Genomic DNA, 13,179 nt, shown 5'->3' on the forward strand with positions numbered 1-13,179 from the left:
CATGACGCACCGGTTTCCCCGCGCTGCGAGGGTTACGACGTGTGGATGGGAATGCCCGGCCTCCAGCCGAGACTCCTGGACAGTCCCAGTCCGCTCGTGACCAGCGTGGGAACGGCCGCTTGCAGTTTGATCGAGCCCGCAGCCACCACAACGGAGAGGGCCGCGACGACCTTGCCGCGGCCGTCGATGATGCGAGTCGCGACCGACTCGGCCCCTTCGCTCAGCTCTTCCTTGACGACCACCGTTCCGGTCGAGCGACAGGACGCCAGTTCGCGACGGAGTTCCGCAGGGTCCACGATCGTCTTGGGGGTGAAGCGTTGCAGCCTTCCCGCCAACACCTCATCGATGAAGGCCGGGCTGCTGTGGCTCAGCAGCACTTTCCCGACGCCTGAGCAGTGCAACGGCAGAAGGCCACCGACCTGCGATGTCAGACCGACGGCGTTGACCGCCGACAGCCGCTCGATGATCACGGCATGGTCGCCCTGGAGGACGGCCAGTTGCACATGCTGGCGAAGGGCGGTGTACAGGTCCTCCACGAATGGCTGCGCGGCGCTACGGAGCGTCTCGGCGCGCGGTGCGAGGGTCCCGAGGCGCCACAGGGGCAGGCCGATCGCGAACCGGTTGCCGCTGGTGCGTTCCAGTGCGCCTGCCTCCACGAGTTCGAGCGTGAGGCGCCGGGCGGTGGCGTGCGGCATGCCGGTACGTCGGACCAGGTCAGCGAGGCTCAGTTCGGTGTTGTTGGGGTCAAAGGCAAACAGCAGATCCCATAGTCGAGAACTGACTGTGCGTCCTGGCTCGTTCGCGCGAGGCATGGGCCTCTCCTTCATCTGTGACCCCAGTCACTCTACCTCTATGTTCGTTGGACGGATACGACTGTTCTTTCAGTGCGTACTTTGCGGAACTCTTGCAGACAGTCAGTCACCACCTCGAGGTCCACGGGAGTGAAAGAGCATGATGAGTACGGAAGACGGCCCTAGGATCGCGATCCTCGGCGGCGGTATCGGAGGCCTCGCTGCCGCGGCTTTCCTTCGTGACAAGGGGTTCCACAGCGACGTCTACGAGCAGGCGGCCGCCCTCACCGAAGTCGGTGCCGGCCTGGTCATCGCGCCCAACGCCGCCCGCCTGCTACGACGTCTCGGCGTGCTGGACCGGTTCGTCAAGCGCGCGGTCCGGATGGAGGTCGGTTGGGAGTTCCGGCGATGGGAGAACGGCGCCGTCCTATCCGCGGAGAATCTTCAGGAGGAGTGCCTGCGCCTGTACGGCGAGCACACATACGCCGCCCATCGCGCCGATCTGCTGGACGCCTTGAGGTCCGCTGTCCCCGAGCACTCGATCCACCTCGGCAAGCGCTGCGGGTCGGTCGAGTTCGAAGGCGACCAGGCGGTTCTTCAGTTTGAGGACGGCGAGACGGTTCGCCCGGACATCCTCATCGGCGCCGACGGGGTCCACTCACGAGTGCGCAGCGCCATGATCGGGCCGACTCAGGCCAGGGAGTCAGGCATCTGCGCCTTTCGGGCCCTTGTGCCGGCGGAGAAGGCACCCGCCTTCGCCAGGCGGCGCGCCCAGACCCTCTGGATCGGTCCCGACCGCCACGTCGTCCACTACCCGGTCTCCGGCGAGGAGTACGTCAACCTCGTCGCCTTCGCACCTGCCGGGGCGGGCAGTGTCGAGTCGTGGACGGCCACTGCGACGCTCGAAGAACTGCTCGACGAGTTCGCCGGCTGGGATCCGCGTCTGGTGGAGCTGATCAGGGCGGCCGACACGCCGGGGCGCTGGGCGTTGCTCGACCGCGAGTCACTCGGCCACTGGAACCGAGGAAACGCGACCCTGCTGGGTGACGCGGCCCACCCGATGTTCCCGTTCTTCGCCCAAGGTGCTGCCCAGGCGATCGAGGACGGTGCTGTCCTGGCCCTGTGTCTTGCGGAGGACCCGGACAACCCGATCGCGGCGCTGGGGCGCTACGAAGAGGTCCGTCGACGCCGCACGGCACGCCTGCAAGACGTGTCGCACGGAAGGTCTCACATCAACCACCTTCCGGACGGCCCTGAGCAGCAGGCGCGCGACTTGGCGTATTCGCAGGCCGACCCACTCAGGGCGAACGGCTGGATCTACGAGTACGACCCCGAGGTCGCTGTCTCAGCCTCGGAGTGAATCCGTCCCGGGAGGCACATGTGCCTCCCGGGACGGACACGGCGGGAAGAAAGGGTAGGTATCCGCAATGTTCCGTGGGGCTCGCGGCAATCCCAGGATGCCGGTAAGACATCGCTGCACCGAACAGTCCGGTCGACGGGCCTCGGCCTTGCCATGCCGAACAAGGCGTTGACCGTTCAACGAACACGGCCATTGTCGTCACCCGGGCCGCACCTGAGACTCCAGTACGGACGGCCCGAGATACGACCCCGTCCCCAGCGAATTCTGTTGCAACTCTGAATACGTCCAGAAGGGCGGACCATCGAATGGCACCCGCAATCGGTAGTGGGCTCGTCGTGCGGACACTGCAGCGAGCCGGAGTCGACGTCGCCTTCGGCCTGCCCGGAGCACACATCGACGGCATCCTCCAGGAGGCCCTGGACGCCAAGCTTCGGATCGTCGACGTGCGCCACGAAATGAACGCCGGCCACGCGGCCGAGGGCTACGCACGGGTCACCGGCAATCTGGGTGTCGCCGTCGTCACGGCCGGTGGCGGTTTCACCAACGTCCTGACCTCCATCGCCAACGCCCATCTGGACCGGACCCCCGTCCTCTATATCGCAGGCTCCGGTCCCCTTGAGACGGACCAGATCAACGACCAGCAGGCCGGCTTCGACCAGGTCGCCATGGCAGCCCCGGTGACCAAGTTCGCACACCGCGTCACCCGTGCCGAGCTGATCCCCCGCCTGGTCGCCCAGGCGATCCGCACCGCGCAGTCGGAGCCCAAGGGTCCGGTACTCCTCGACATTCCCTGGGACGTCCTCCGCCAGCAGGTCGACGTCGACGAGGTAGAGGACTACCGCCTCGATATCGACGGCACAGGCATCGCCCCCGCCGGTGGCGTCGACCAGATCCTCAAGGCGCTCAGCGCCGCCCAGCGGCCGATCGCGCTGGTCGGCAAGTCCTTCGTCACCGCCGAGGCGCGGGCACAGCTGCACGAGTTCGCCGCCCGTACGGGAGTGCCTCTCTTCTCCGACTGGGAGGGTCTCGGGGCTGTCGTCGGCTCTGAGCAGCACGTCGGACTTGTCCAGACCCTGGCCACCGTCCCCGAGGACGAGCAGCCCGACCTGGTCCTTCTGCTCGGGCTGCGCTTCGGACTGGCCACCCAGTTCGGCACGGGCCGACTGCTCCCGAAGAGCGCGCGGATCTTCCAGATCGACCCAGACGGCCGTGAACTCGGCCGTCTGCAGGATGTGGAACTCGGCATCCAGGCCGACCCGGTCGGCACGATCAGCCTGCTGAACGAGCGCCTGGGCGACAGTTCCGTGCCCGCAGGGCGCGACGACTGGCTCAGGACCCTGCGGGACGTCTCGGCCGTCCGGCGGTCCGCACTTGCCGCCGAAACCGAGGAGTACGAGGACGACGCGATCCACCCGTACCTCGCGGTCCGCACGATCGCCGAGAGCGTCCCCGACAACGCCACCGTGGTCGTCGACGGCGCCCTGACCGAGCTGTGGCTCTCCGAGACGATCGCACTCGCGCCGCTGGCCCACTACCTCGGGCACGGCTACCTCAGTTCGATGGGGAGCAACTTCGGCGTGGCTCTGGGAGCGCAGTACGCGACCCCCGACAGGGCGACCATCCTCGTCACCGGCGACGGCGCGGTCGGCTACAGCCTCGCCGAGTTCGACTCCCTCGTCCGGGCAGGGCTCCCGGTCGTTGTGATCGTCCTCAACAACCAAGCCTGGGGCGCCACCCTGCACACCCAGCAGTTCTTCTTCGGACAGGACCGCGTCACCAACAACCGCCTGGAGAACGGCTCCTACAGCGGCGTGGCGCGAGCTCTCGGTGCAGACGGCGTCGACGTCACAGAACTTGACCAGCTGCGCCCCGCGATCGAGGCCGCCCTCGCGGCCCGCCGACCGACGTGCATCGACGTGCGCGTGAGCCTCGCGCCCGTTCCTCCGGAGGAGCGCGTCCTGAATGGCGGAGCTCCGTTCGGCGGCCTCGAGATCGACACGTGAGCCGCCACTCCTGACCCGAGCACGGAGGAGGACCACGGACGACACGACCTACGCCGGAAGTCGCGGCCCGGACCGTCGCAGTCGTCTCCGCCAGCGAGGTCCCCACCGGACGGATGATCATCGACACATCGCAGTCCTTCCCCGACACCGGCGAGGTCACCGACCGGATCCGCAGGGCGACCAACGCCGGTCACGGCGACTTCCTCGACGCCCGACACGTCGCCGAAACCCTGTTCGGAGAGGACCGGCTCGCGAACATCCTGCTCGCCGGAGCTGCCTTCCAGACCGATGCCCTGCCGCTGCCCGCCGAGGCGATCGAGGAGGCCATCACCCTCAACGGAGCGAAGGTCGAGGCCAACATCCAGGCCTTCCGCCGCGGCCGTCGGCGGCGGTGGGCGCCTCCGACGGGTCCGCCTCGCGTCCGCGACCGGTTCGGTCCGGGCGCACGAGTCTCCCAGCGACTCCACCCGCCGATCCTCCGAACCCTGGGCATGCACAAGAAGATCTCCCTGGGCCCCTGGTCCACCCCGGTTTTCCGCCTGCTCGCCGGCGCGCGACGGCTGCGCGGTACCCCGTTCGACCTCTTCGGATACGCCCGTGTGCGGTGGGTGGAGCGCGACGCGAACCACGGCTTGGCCGTGACCATCGCCGGCCTGCCGGACGAGGTCCGCGGCTACGAGCAGGTCAGGCTCGACAATGTCACGCGCTACCGGCAGCGTCTCAACGACCTCCGGCTCGAACTGAAGCGTTCTCATCCCGTATCGACCCCATGAGGCACCTGTTCACGGGTCGTCACAGGTCAGGATTCCGTACGCGTGCTGAGACCCACCAGGTTCGAAACGAGAGGCGTGCGGGGGGCCGCCATCGACACGCCCAGCCATCCGCCTCCTCTGGATTGCCGTTGGTGGAGTGGGACTCAGGCCTCCCAGGCGCTCGATGTTCACGGTGATGGCCGTGAATCAGGCACCGTCATACGCCCGTGGGTGCGAGGACGATGTCGAAGCGCACCCGGCTCCACGTGCCGTCGATGAAGCGGCCGTCGGGCGTCGGCGTGCCGGCGGGCTGTCGCTCGAACCGCTTGATCAGTGAGTCCTTCACTCCGAAGACGGTGTCCTTGCGGCCGATCCGGTCGCCCTCGGGGAAGATATGGGTCACCAGCGTGCGCGCCCCTTCGTGGGACACCATGAAGTGCAGGTGGCTGGCGCGCAGTGGTGAGCGGCCGACCGCGTCGAGCATCTTGCCGACAGGGCCGTCGTCGGGGATGGGGTACGGCGTCGGGGTGAGGCCCCAGAAGCGGTAGCTGCCGTCGGCCGCGGAGAAGAGGTGTGCCCGCCCGGCGCGCTTGCCGGCGTCGTACTGCACGTCGTAGAGCCCGTCCTCGTCGGCTTCCCAGACCTCGATCCGGGCGTCAGCGAGCGGGGTGCCGTCGGTGTCGGTGACGGTGCCTTCGACCCAGCAGGGCTCGCCGGGTGCGCCGAAGGCCAGGTCACCGCCGAGTTCGATCGCGGGGGAGTCCTCGACGAAGAACGGCCCGAAGACGGTCGCCTCGGTGGCGCCCTTGTAGGCCTGGTTGTTGACGTTGATGGTCTGCATGCTGGCGCCGAGGGTGTCGGACAGCAGTATGAACTCCTGCCGGACATCGTCGGTGATGTGGCCGGCTTTGGTGAGGAAGTCGATTGCCGTCCCCCACTCCTCCTCGGTCAGCCGGACCTCGCGGATGAAGGAGTGCAGGTGCTTGACCAGGGAGATCATGAGTTCCTGCAGCCGCGGATCCTGGCAGGCGTCGAAGGAGGCAACGACGTTGTCGACGAGCTGCTGTTCGACTTCCTGCTGTTCTGGTGAGATCTCGCGGTAGATCGTGCCGTGGGTGCCGGCCTGGGCCGAGCCGGGGTTGACGTAGGTAGCCATGACGGCCTCCTTCAGTTGATCGGGTCGCCGGCCCATGCCGCCTTCAGCAGCGCGGTCAGGTTCTCGTCGGTGACGGAGGCCGGGTTGTCGGCCGGGATCGCCTTCCTGATGGGCCCCAGCGCCTTGGCGACGCCGTCCTCGGGCATGCCGTAGTCGCGCAGCGCCCTCGGCGCGTCAAGCAGCTGGCGCAGGGCGGCCAGGCCGGCGCTCGCCGCCTCGGTACGGAAGACCGTGCCGAAGGCCTGAGCGATACGCGCCTCCGCCTCGGGGGCGTGCGGGGCGTTGAAGGCCAGCACGTAGGGCAGCACGACCGCGTGGGTCTGCGCGTGCGGGAGTTTGAACATGCCGCCGAGGATGTGGCAGATCTTGTGATGCATCCCGGAGCCGGCCGAGGCGAACGCGACAGCGGCGAGGTAGGCGCCGTACAGCGTCTGCTCGATGCCCTCGATGCTGGTCGAGTCGTCGGCCACCGCCGGCAGGCCGGTCGCCAGTGCGCGGATGCCTTCCTGTGCCAGCGCGCGGTCGATCGGGTCGGTACGCGGTGCCCACATGGAGTCCACGCAGTGCGCCATCGCGTTCAGGCCGCTGGCCACGGTCATCCCGCCGGGGAGCGTGGCCAGCAGCCCGGCGTCGTACACGACCGACGCGGGCAGCACCTTGTCGTCGACACCGGTGGTCTTGGTCTCACCCTCGGTCAGGCCCCACACGTTGGTCGCCTCGGAGCCCGCGTACGTGGTGGGCACCGCGACGATCGGCAGCCTGGTGGTCAACGCCACCGCCTTGGCCAGACCGGTGGTCGAGCCGCCGCCGACGCTGACCAGGATGTCCGCGCCCGCGTCGGCCGCCGCCCGACGGGCTCGTCGCGCGACCTCGACCGGCACATGCATCACGACCTCCTCGTGGCGCAGTACCACCGGGAGCTCCTTGGCGATGGGGTCGGCCAGCTCCCTCTCGCGGTCCGACGCGATCAGCATGATCTTGGAACCGCCGAGCGCCTCGACCTCCGCTGCCACGGCGGTCGGCGACTCCCCGGCCGCGAACACCGCCCGCTGGGGAAGGGTGTGGTGTGTGAACCTCATCGCTTGCCTCTTCGGTAGTTCTTCGGCCGCGTCGACTGCATGTCGGTGACGGCTTGCATCAGGCCCCCGCCAGCCATTGCGTGCCTTCGGAGTAGAGCTGCTCGACTGCTGTTCCGGTGAGGCCGGGAAGCCCGTACTTCACCGTGAATCCCGCCTTGGTCTGCAGGTAGGCCAAGTGTCGGTAACCGGTCGGGAACCGATTGAGGAGCTCGGGAGCCAACGTCAGTGAGACAGCGGGGTCGACGACGTCGAGCCGATCCTTCTCGTAGATCGGCTGCCGACGGACCAGGGTCCAGCGCCCCTCGTGGCGGGAGAGGAAGTCGTAGAAGCGGCCGGTGCAGACGACATCGACCTCGACACCGTCGATGGTCGCGCGCTGGTTGATGGTCATCTTCGTCTGCGCGACGGCCCGGTCGCCGACGACGTCCGCGGTGTGGCCGCCCAGAAAGTGCAGGATGCTCACTCCGTTCTCAAGGCCCTCACGACTGGCCTTGATGAAGTCGGTGGCGCTGCCCTGGAACCAGGTGGCACTCATCCAGCCGTCGCGCGGATGCCAGACCGTGGCGAAGCGTCTCCACTGCCCGGCATCTCGCCACAGCGCCCAGTTCTCGATGAGCTGCCGGATTTCGTGATGGTCGTTATCGGCCTGCGACATTGTCGATCTCCGATCTGGTCTGGTTCTGGAAGAAGTCCTCCGGCTCTCCTCAGATGGGGTAGTGGCGGGATCCGGACTGGATGGTGATCCAGCGCAACTCGGTGAACTCCTCCAGCGCGGCGCGGGACCCGAACCGCCCCCAGCCGCTGGCGCCGACACCGCCGAAGGGCATCTGGGGCTCGTCGTGCACGGTGGCGCCGTTGATGTGGCAGATACCGGACCTGATCCGGCGAGCCACGTCGAGCGCGGCCGCCGCGTCCTTGCCGAAGACCGCGGCGGAGAGACCGTACTCGGTGTCGTTGGCCACCGTGACGGCTTCGTCCGTCGAATCCACCTCGATGATCGAGACCACCGGTCCGAAGGACTCCTCGCTGTAGATGCGCATGTCCGGCGTGACACCGCGCAGCACGGTGGGCTTCACGAGCAGGCCGTCGGCCGTGCCACCGGTCAGGACCTGCGCACCCTTGTCACGGGCGTCCTCGATCAGCGCGATCACGTGGTCCCGGGCGCCGGCGTGGACCAGCGGACCGATCTGTGAGGCGGGATCGCTCGGGGGGCCGACGACCAGCTTGGAGGCACGCTCGGCCAGGCGGGAGGAGAGGTCGTCGGCGACGGTTCTGTCGACGATGACGCGCTCGGTCGACATGCAGATCTCGCCCTGGTTCATGAAGGCACCGAAGCTGGCCGCGGCGGCGGCCTCTTCCAGATCCGCGTCGGGAAGCACCAAGAAGGGCGCCTTGCCACCGAGTTCGAGGACCACGCGGGTCAGGTGGCGACCGCCGAGTTCACCGATGACACGGCCGACCCGGCTGGATCCTGTGAAGTTCACGCGCGTCACGGCGGGGTGGGCGATCAGAGCCTCGACGACGCTCGGACCGTCCTCGGGCGCGTTGCTGATGAGGTTGACCGCGCCGGCGGGCACACCGGCGTCGTGCAGCAGTTGGACGATGGCGGCCTGGGTGAGCGGCGTCTGCTCGGAGGACTTCAGCACCACGGTGTTGCCCCACACCAGCGGCCACACGATGGCGCGCACACCGAGGATCAGCGGTGCGTTCCACGGTGCGATGCCGACGACGACGCCGACCGGCTGACGTACGCCGAGGGCGGTGAGACCGGGCACGTCCGACGGGATGACCTCGCCGACGGCCGCGTACGCCTGGGCCGCCGCCTCGACGAGCATGCCCTTCGCGACGTGCACGTTGAAGCCGCACCAGGGGAGAGTGGCACCCATCTCGCGGCTCATAGTGGCCACGATCTCGTCGGTGCGCTCGCCGAGCAGGACGGCCGCCCGCTCCAGGACGGCCCGCCGTGCGGCCGGCGGGAGTTCCGACCACTCCGGAAGGGCGGCGGCGGCCGCGTCCACCGCGTGGTTGACATCATCGACGGAGGCCGCGGCGACCCGTGCGATCGGTTCGCCCGTCAGGGCCTCGGTCGTCTCGAAGTAGCGGCTGTCCTTGGCAGCGACGTGCTCACCCGCGATGAAGAGGTCACTGGTGCGGACCGCGTCGGATGTGGGTGCCTTTATCTCAGTGGCTGACATGTGTTGCCTCATTTCCACAACAGCGGCGATCGCCGCATGAACGATGCATGTCGATCGCCGCACGAACCATGTGCGTCGAACTCTCCATGACCGGCGGCACGCCCTGAACCCTCCTGTCCATTCATCGAACAGCCGCGTGAGGGTCATGTCGCCGGCCTCCCGGGACGTCAGACCGGCGGGAACCGCCTGCCCATGACCATGTGCGCCAGGCGCCAGCCCTCCGCGGTCTCCTCCCAGACCTTCGTCACCGTCTCCTGCATCGGGAACGGCGGGAGGTTCTCGTCGAGGACGGTGTGCATCTCGTGGAAGCACGTGGTGACGGCGGTGTTGCCACGCACCGTGATGTCGAGCTCCGTGGCCTTCGCGGAGACCGAGCGGCGGCGGGTCACATGGAAACGGGCCCAGGTCTCCCGGTCGTCGACCATCCCGACCGGGCCATGGACGACGCGGGCGTCGTCGAGCATGAGGGGGATCAAGGCTTCTTCGCCCTCGACGAGAGCCGCGAGCCATGCTGCCTCTGCCTGCTCGATCGCCTGGACGGCGGCGGTGGTTGTGTCGGACGTGGTGGTCATAGGTCCAGCTCCAGAATCGGTGAGAGTGCTCGCGATGAGCACGTGGTGAACTTGCCGTCGGCACGCTCACGATCGGTCAGGACGTCGTCGCGGTGGTCGGGCTCTCCGGCGAGCACGCGCACGATGCAGTCACCGCAGATGCCCTGCCGGCAGGAGTAGGGGGCATCGACGCCGCCGGCGAGCAGGACGTCGAGAACGGTCTCGCCGTCCTTGACCTCGTACTCGCGCCCGGTCTTGGCGAGCCGCACCGTGAAGGTTGCGCCGGCCGCGTGCGCGGCCGTGTCCTCCACGGGCGCGAAGCGCTCCTTGTGGATCGCTTGGGAGGGCCATCCCGCTGTGAGTGCGGAGGAGATCACGAAGTCCATGAAGCCCCCGGGACCGCAGACGTAGAGCGCCGTTTCGGGGTCGGGCCGTCCGAGGTCGGCGGCGGTGCTGAATCGCTGGTCAGCCGGTCCGTCGTCGAAGTGGAGCCGGACGCGGGGGTTGCGTTCCAACTCCTCGACGAACACGGCATCCGCCCGGCTTCGAGCGCAGTAGTGCAACTCGTATTCCGCGCCGCCGGCTTCCAGCGTGTGCGCCATGGCCAACAGGGGGGTGACGCCGATACCGCCGGCCACCAGCAGATGGCGACGGGCCTCGTACGAGATCCCGAACCTGTTGCGCGGACGGGAGATCCGCAGCCTGTCGCCCTCGCGGAGTCGGTGCATCCCCAGCGAGCCGCCGCGCGACGCCGTCTCGGCCAGCACGGCCAGCCGATAGCGGGCGCGGTCGTCGGGCGGCCCGCACAGCGAGTACTGGCGGACCAGCCCGGCGGAATCGTCCACCAGTACGTCGACATGGGCGCCGGCGGCGAACTCCGGGAGTTCGGCGTCGTCGGGGCCGACCAGGTCGAGCACCACGATCCGGGCGGTCGCGTCGTGCCGGGTGACCACGATGGTGTCGAGCCACTCGTTGCTCATGATTCCTGCTCAGATGCCGGCGGTGGCCGGGGCGTCGGCGTTGTCGCCCGCCGGGCGCTTGCCGAGGGTGAAGAGGCCGGTCTCTATGTGGTGGACCTCCGACGCGTCGCGGATGATGTTGATCGGGTCCCGTCCGGCCTCGACGTCGTCGGCCATCGTGAGCAGCATGCGGCGCAGCATGACGACGCCGCGGTCCCCGGTGGCCAGGGTCTCCTCGGAGTCCAGGGTGATCGCTCCCTGCGAGCCCTGGGCCTCGGCATCACCGGGGAACTTGTGGCGTTCCTCGTCGGTCAGCTCGTGGTTCTGCTTGCCGTTCTGTGTGATGCCGATGACGAAACGGACCATGCGCTCGGGGTCGTTCGTGCGGATCGAGAAGAAGACCCGGTGGCTGGTGTCGTCGGAGGGCACGACCCACAGCAACTGGTCCGGCCGCCCGTCGGGGGTGGGCTTCACGTAGTCCGGCAGGCCGAAGACGTTGGGCAGGTGTTGATCGACCGCGAAGCCGTACTCGGTGACCTCGCCGTCCTCGTCCGCCATCTCGAACCGTTGGGTGTACTTCACACCGTGGTCGGTGCGCTCGTAGGTCAGGCGCTCGGCGATGGTGGCCGGGTCGAAGAAGTTCTCCGGGTAGCCGAAGGTGCCGGTGCCCAGCATCTGGTAGCCGCTGTGCGTGGAGTGGAGCCAGGTGACGTGCGTCGGGTCGGCTGAGTTCTCGTAGATGTTGAGCCAGCTGAAGTCCGTCGGCATGCCGAGGACCGCGGCGTGCGGGACCGGCCAGCTGGCGAAGTACTTCTCGTCCTCGGCGGGGTTCTCCAGCGCGTCGTAGCGGGGGAGTTCAGGTTTGAGCTCGGGCGGGCCCATGTAGACGAAGACCAGGCCGTAGCGCTCCGCGACGGGGTACCACGGCTGACGGGCGACGTCGCGCCTGCGACCCAGGCCCGGCTCGCACGCCTGCTCGATGCAGTGGCCCTGGACATCGAACTTCCAGCCGTGGTAGCAGCAGCGGATGCCGTCGTCCTCGACGCGCCCGTAGAAGAGGCTGGCGCCGCGGTGGGTGCAGCGCTCGATCACGACACCGGGGTTGCCCTGCCCGTCCCGGAACACGATCAGGTCCTCGCCCAGTACGCGGGTCTTCTGAGGCAGGGCGCCGGCGATCAGAGTTTCCGAGCTGGCGATCGGATGCCAGTAGCGGCGCAGCGCCTCACCCATGGGCGTACGAGGTCCTACCTCGCGCAGGCGGGCGTTGTACGAGGGCTTCGGGCGGCCGTAGGCCGTGCCGGTGTCGACCTCTGAAGTGGTGGTCATCGTTCTGTCTCCCGTGCGGCTCGGGCGCACAGCCGGTGGCGCATGCAGGGCTGTGGGGGATCACCTGCGAGGGCACCGTCATGCGCGACCCTCGAATAGGATTGTGTATTCACATTCGCATTTCTGTTTCGGGTGCGTCAAGGGTCACGTTCCTGTGTCCTGGCCGGAGGCGTGGGCCACCGATGCCCGGCTGGTCGAGCAGGATGCCCGCCAAGTGCACCGCCGATCGCGGGCCCGGGCGGCGCCGCATGCGGAGGCCGTCGGAGCGGTTGGCGGTGGCGTATACGCTGACGTGGTGAGTACCGAACCGTCGATCGATCTGCCGCCGGCGCAGCAGGCGCGCAGCCGGCAGACCCAGCAGCGGATCATGGAGGCAGGCACCGCACTCCTCGAAGAGGGCGGCACCGAAGCGCTCACGGTCGCGGCCGTCGCTTCTCGGGCGGGTGTCTCGGTGGGCAGCGTCTATCGGCGGTTCGGCGACAAGGACCGCCTGATCGCGGCTCTGCAGCATGACATGATCGATCAGTTTCGCGCCGATATCGTTCGCCGCTTCACTCCGCTGCGCACAGAGCCGACCGCGTTGGTCGCCTCGGCGGTCGCCGGACTCACCGAGACGTATCAAGCGCACGAGCGCCTCATGCGCGTCTTCCTGGCCGCGGGGGCCACCGATCCCGCAGTGGCTCGGGTCGGGTCCGAGGCCGCCATTGACGCCGGCCATGTCTTCCGGCGGTTCCTGGAGCCGATCCTCCCGATGATCGACGCGCCGGAGCCGGAGGTGCGCCTGGATGTCGTCTATCGGTTGATCTACGGGACCTGCCAGAACCGCGTGCTCTACGGCGAACTGTTCGAGTCCGACCGGCCGCTGACGTGGCCTCAGCTGACGGACGAGCTGGTGAACGTTGCCTGTCTCTACCTGCTCGGCGCGCCGGCGCAGTGACCTCCTGCCCTCAGGATGCGAATGCGATTCTCGCTTCACATTTATGTCGGGCGGCGCCATACTGAGCGGG

Annotated in this window: 12 protein-coding genes and 1 pseudogene; 5 read left to right on the forward strand and 8 right to left on the reverse strand. The window is 68.2% G+C overall.

Going from position 1 to position 13,179, the window contains the following annotated elements; genetic code table 11:
• Nucleotides 1–32: 32 nt before the first annotated feature.
• Nucleotides 33–812: an IclR family transcriptional regulator gene (locus ABT147_RS27830; protein ID WP_351410952.1), complete on the reverse strand. Its 780-nt coding sequence runs from the start codon at nucleotides 810–812 to the stop codon at nucleotides 33–35.
• 139 nt (nucleotides 813–951) lie between these two features.
• Here ABT147_RS27830 and ABT147_RS27835 point away from each other — a divergent pair, with 139 nt between their 5' ends.
• The 4 genes and pseudogenes from ABT147_RS27835 to ABT147_RS27850 all read left to right on the forward strand — a co-directional run bounded on the left by ABT147_RS27835 (nucleotide 952) and on the right by ABT147_RS27850 (nucleotide 4,927).
• On the forward strand, nucleotides 952–2,151 hold the full coding sequence (locus tag ABT147_RS27835; RefSeq protein WP_351410954.1) for an FAD-dependent monooxygenase: 1,200 nt from the start codon (nucleotides 952–954) through the stop codon (nucleotides 2,149–2,151).
• A gap of 335 nt (nucleotides 2,152–2,486) precedes the next feature.
• Nucleotides 2,487–4,154, forward strand: coding sequence for a thiamine pyrophosphate-binding protein (locus ABT147_RS27840; protein ID WP_351410956.1), 1,668 nt, complete (start codon nucleotides 2,487–2,489; stop codon nucleotides 4,152–4,154).
• A 101-nt stretch (nucleotides 4,155–4,255) separates the two neighbouring features.
• Nucleotides 4,256–4,528 (forward strand): annotated as a pseudogene (locus ABT147_RS27845) (2-oxoacid:acceptor oxidoreductase family protein); the annotation flags it as partial.
• A complete protein-coding gene (locus ABT147_RS27850) occupies nucleotides 4,514–4,927 on the forward strand; it encodes a DUF6537 domain-containing protein (RefSeq protein ID WP_351411114.1) in 414 nt (137 codons plus the stop codon). The pseudogene ABT147_RS27845 and the gene ABT147_RS27850, both read left to right, overlap by 15 nt.
• 196 nt (nucleotides 4,928–5,123) lie before the next feature.
• Here ABT147_RS27850 and ABT147_RS27855 read toward each other — a convergent pair whose 3' ends face one another.
• From ABT147_RS27855 to ABT147_RS27885, 7 genes are all read right to left on the reverse strand, one after another.
• The gene (locus ABT147_RS27855; RefSeq protein ID WP_351410958.1) at nucleotides 5,124–6,062 is read right to left on the reverse strand and encodes a hydroxyquinol 1,2-dioxygenase; all 939 of its coding nucleotides are present in this window, start codon (nucleotides 6,060–6,062) and stop codon (nucleotides 5,124–5,126) included.
• Between the two features lie 11 nt (nucleotides 6,063–6,073).
• The gene (locus ABT147_RS27860; RefSeq protein WP_351410960.1) at nucleotides 6,074–7,141 is read right to left on the reverse strand and encodes a maleylacetate reductase; all 1,068 of its coding nucleotides are present in this window, start codon (nucleotides 7,139–7,141) and stop codon (nucleotides 6,074–6,076) included.
• A 58-nt stretch (nucleotides 7,142–7,199) separates the two neighbouring features.
• Complete coding sequence (locus ABT147_RS27865; protein ID WP_351410962.1) at nucleotides 7,200–7,796, reverse strand: nuclear transport factor 2 family protein; 597 nt, start codon at nucleotides 7,794–7,796, stop codon at nucleotides 7,200–7,202.
• 49 nt (nucleotides 7,797–7,845) lie between these two features.
• Complete coding sequence (locus ABT147_RS27870; protein WP_351410964.1) at nucleotides 7,846–9,336, reverse strand: aldehyde dehydrogenase; 1,491 nt, start codon at nucleotides 9,334–9,336, stop codon at nucleotides 7,846–7,848.
• 167 nt (nucleotides 9,337–9,503) lie between these two features.
• Complete coding sequence (locus ABT147_RS27875) at nucleotides 9,504–9,908, reverse strand: nuclear transport factor 2 family protein (RefSeq protein ID WP_351410966.1); 405 nt, start codon at nucleotides 9,906–9,908, stop codon at nucleotides 9,504–9,506.
• Complete coding sequence (locus ABT147_RS27880; RefSeq protein ID WP_351410968.1) at nucleotides 9,905–10,867, reverse strand: PDR/VanB family oxidoreductase; 963 nt, start codon at nucleotides 10,865–10,867, stop codon at nucleotides 9,905–9,907. Before ABT147_RS27880 ends, ABT147_RS27875 begins: the two co-directional genes overlap by 4 nt.
• A 9-nt stretch (nucleotides 10,868–10,876) precedes the next feature.
• Nucleotides 10,877–12,172: a Rieske 2Fe-2S domain-containing protein gene (locus tag ABT147_RS27885; RefSeq protein ID WP_351410970.1), complete on the reverse strand. Its 1,296-nt coding sequence runs from the start codon at nucleotides 12,170–12,172 to the stop codon at nucleotides 10,877–10,879.
• Between the two features lie 295 nt (nucleotides 12,173–12,467).
• On the opposite strand from ABT147_RS27885, the gene ABT147_RS27890 reads away from it, so the two are divergent.
• Complete coding sequence (locus ABT147_RS27890) at nucleotides 12,468–13,109, forward strand: TetR/AcrR family transcriptional regulator (RefSeq protein ID WP_351410973.1); 642 nt, start codon at nucleotides 12,468–12,470, stop codon at nucleotides 13,107–13,109.
• Nucleotides 13,110–13,179: the final 70 nt, after the last annotated feature.

The sequence above is a fragment of the Streptomyces sp. NPDC001868 genome (genome assembly GCF_040297125.1).
Classification (GTDB): Bacteria; Actinomycetota; Actinomycetes; order Streptomycetales; family Streptomycetaceae; genus Streptomyces.

Coding starts and splice junctions, on each gene's coding strand:
- ABT147_RS27885 (WP_351410970.1), bottom strand. CDS start 12,172: ATGACCACCACTTCAGAGGTCGACACCGGCACGGCCTACGGCCGCCCG.
- ABT147_RS27875 (WP_351410966.1), bottom strand. CDS start 9,908: ATGACCACCACGTCCGACACAACCACCGCCGCCGTCCAGGCGATCGAG.
- ABT147_RS27830 (WP_351410952.1), bottom strand. CDS start 812: ATGCCTCGCGCGAACGAGCCAGGACGCACAGTCAGTTCTCGACTATGG.
- ABT147_RS27870 (WP_351410964.1), bottom strand. CDS start 9,336: ATGTCAGCCACTGAGATAAAGGCACCCACATCCGACGCGGTCCGCACC.
- ABT147_RS27860 (WP_351410960.1), bottom strand. CDS start 7,141: ATGAGGTTCACACACCACACCCTTCCCCAGCGGGCGGTGTTCGCGGCC.
- ABT147_RS27880 (WP_351410968.1), bottom strand. CDS start 10,867: ATGAGCAACGAGTGGCTCGACACCATCGTGGTCACCCGGCACGACGCG.
- ABT147_RS27855 (WP_351410958.1), bottom strand. CDS start 6,062: ATGGCTACCTACGTCAACCCCGGCTCGGCCCAGGCCGGCACCCACGGC.
- ABT147_RS27835 (WP_351410954.1), top strand. CDS start 952: ATGATGAGTACGGAAGACGGCCCTAGGATCGCGATCCTCGGCGGCGGT.
- ABT147_RS27865 (WP_351410962.1), bottom strand. CDS start 7,796: ATGTCGCAGGCCGATAACGACCATCACGAAATCCGGCAGCTCATCGAG.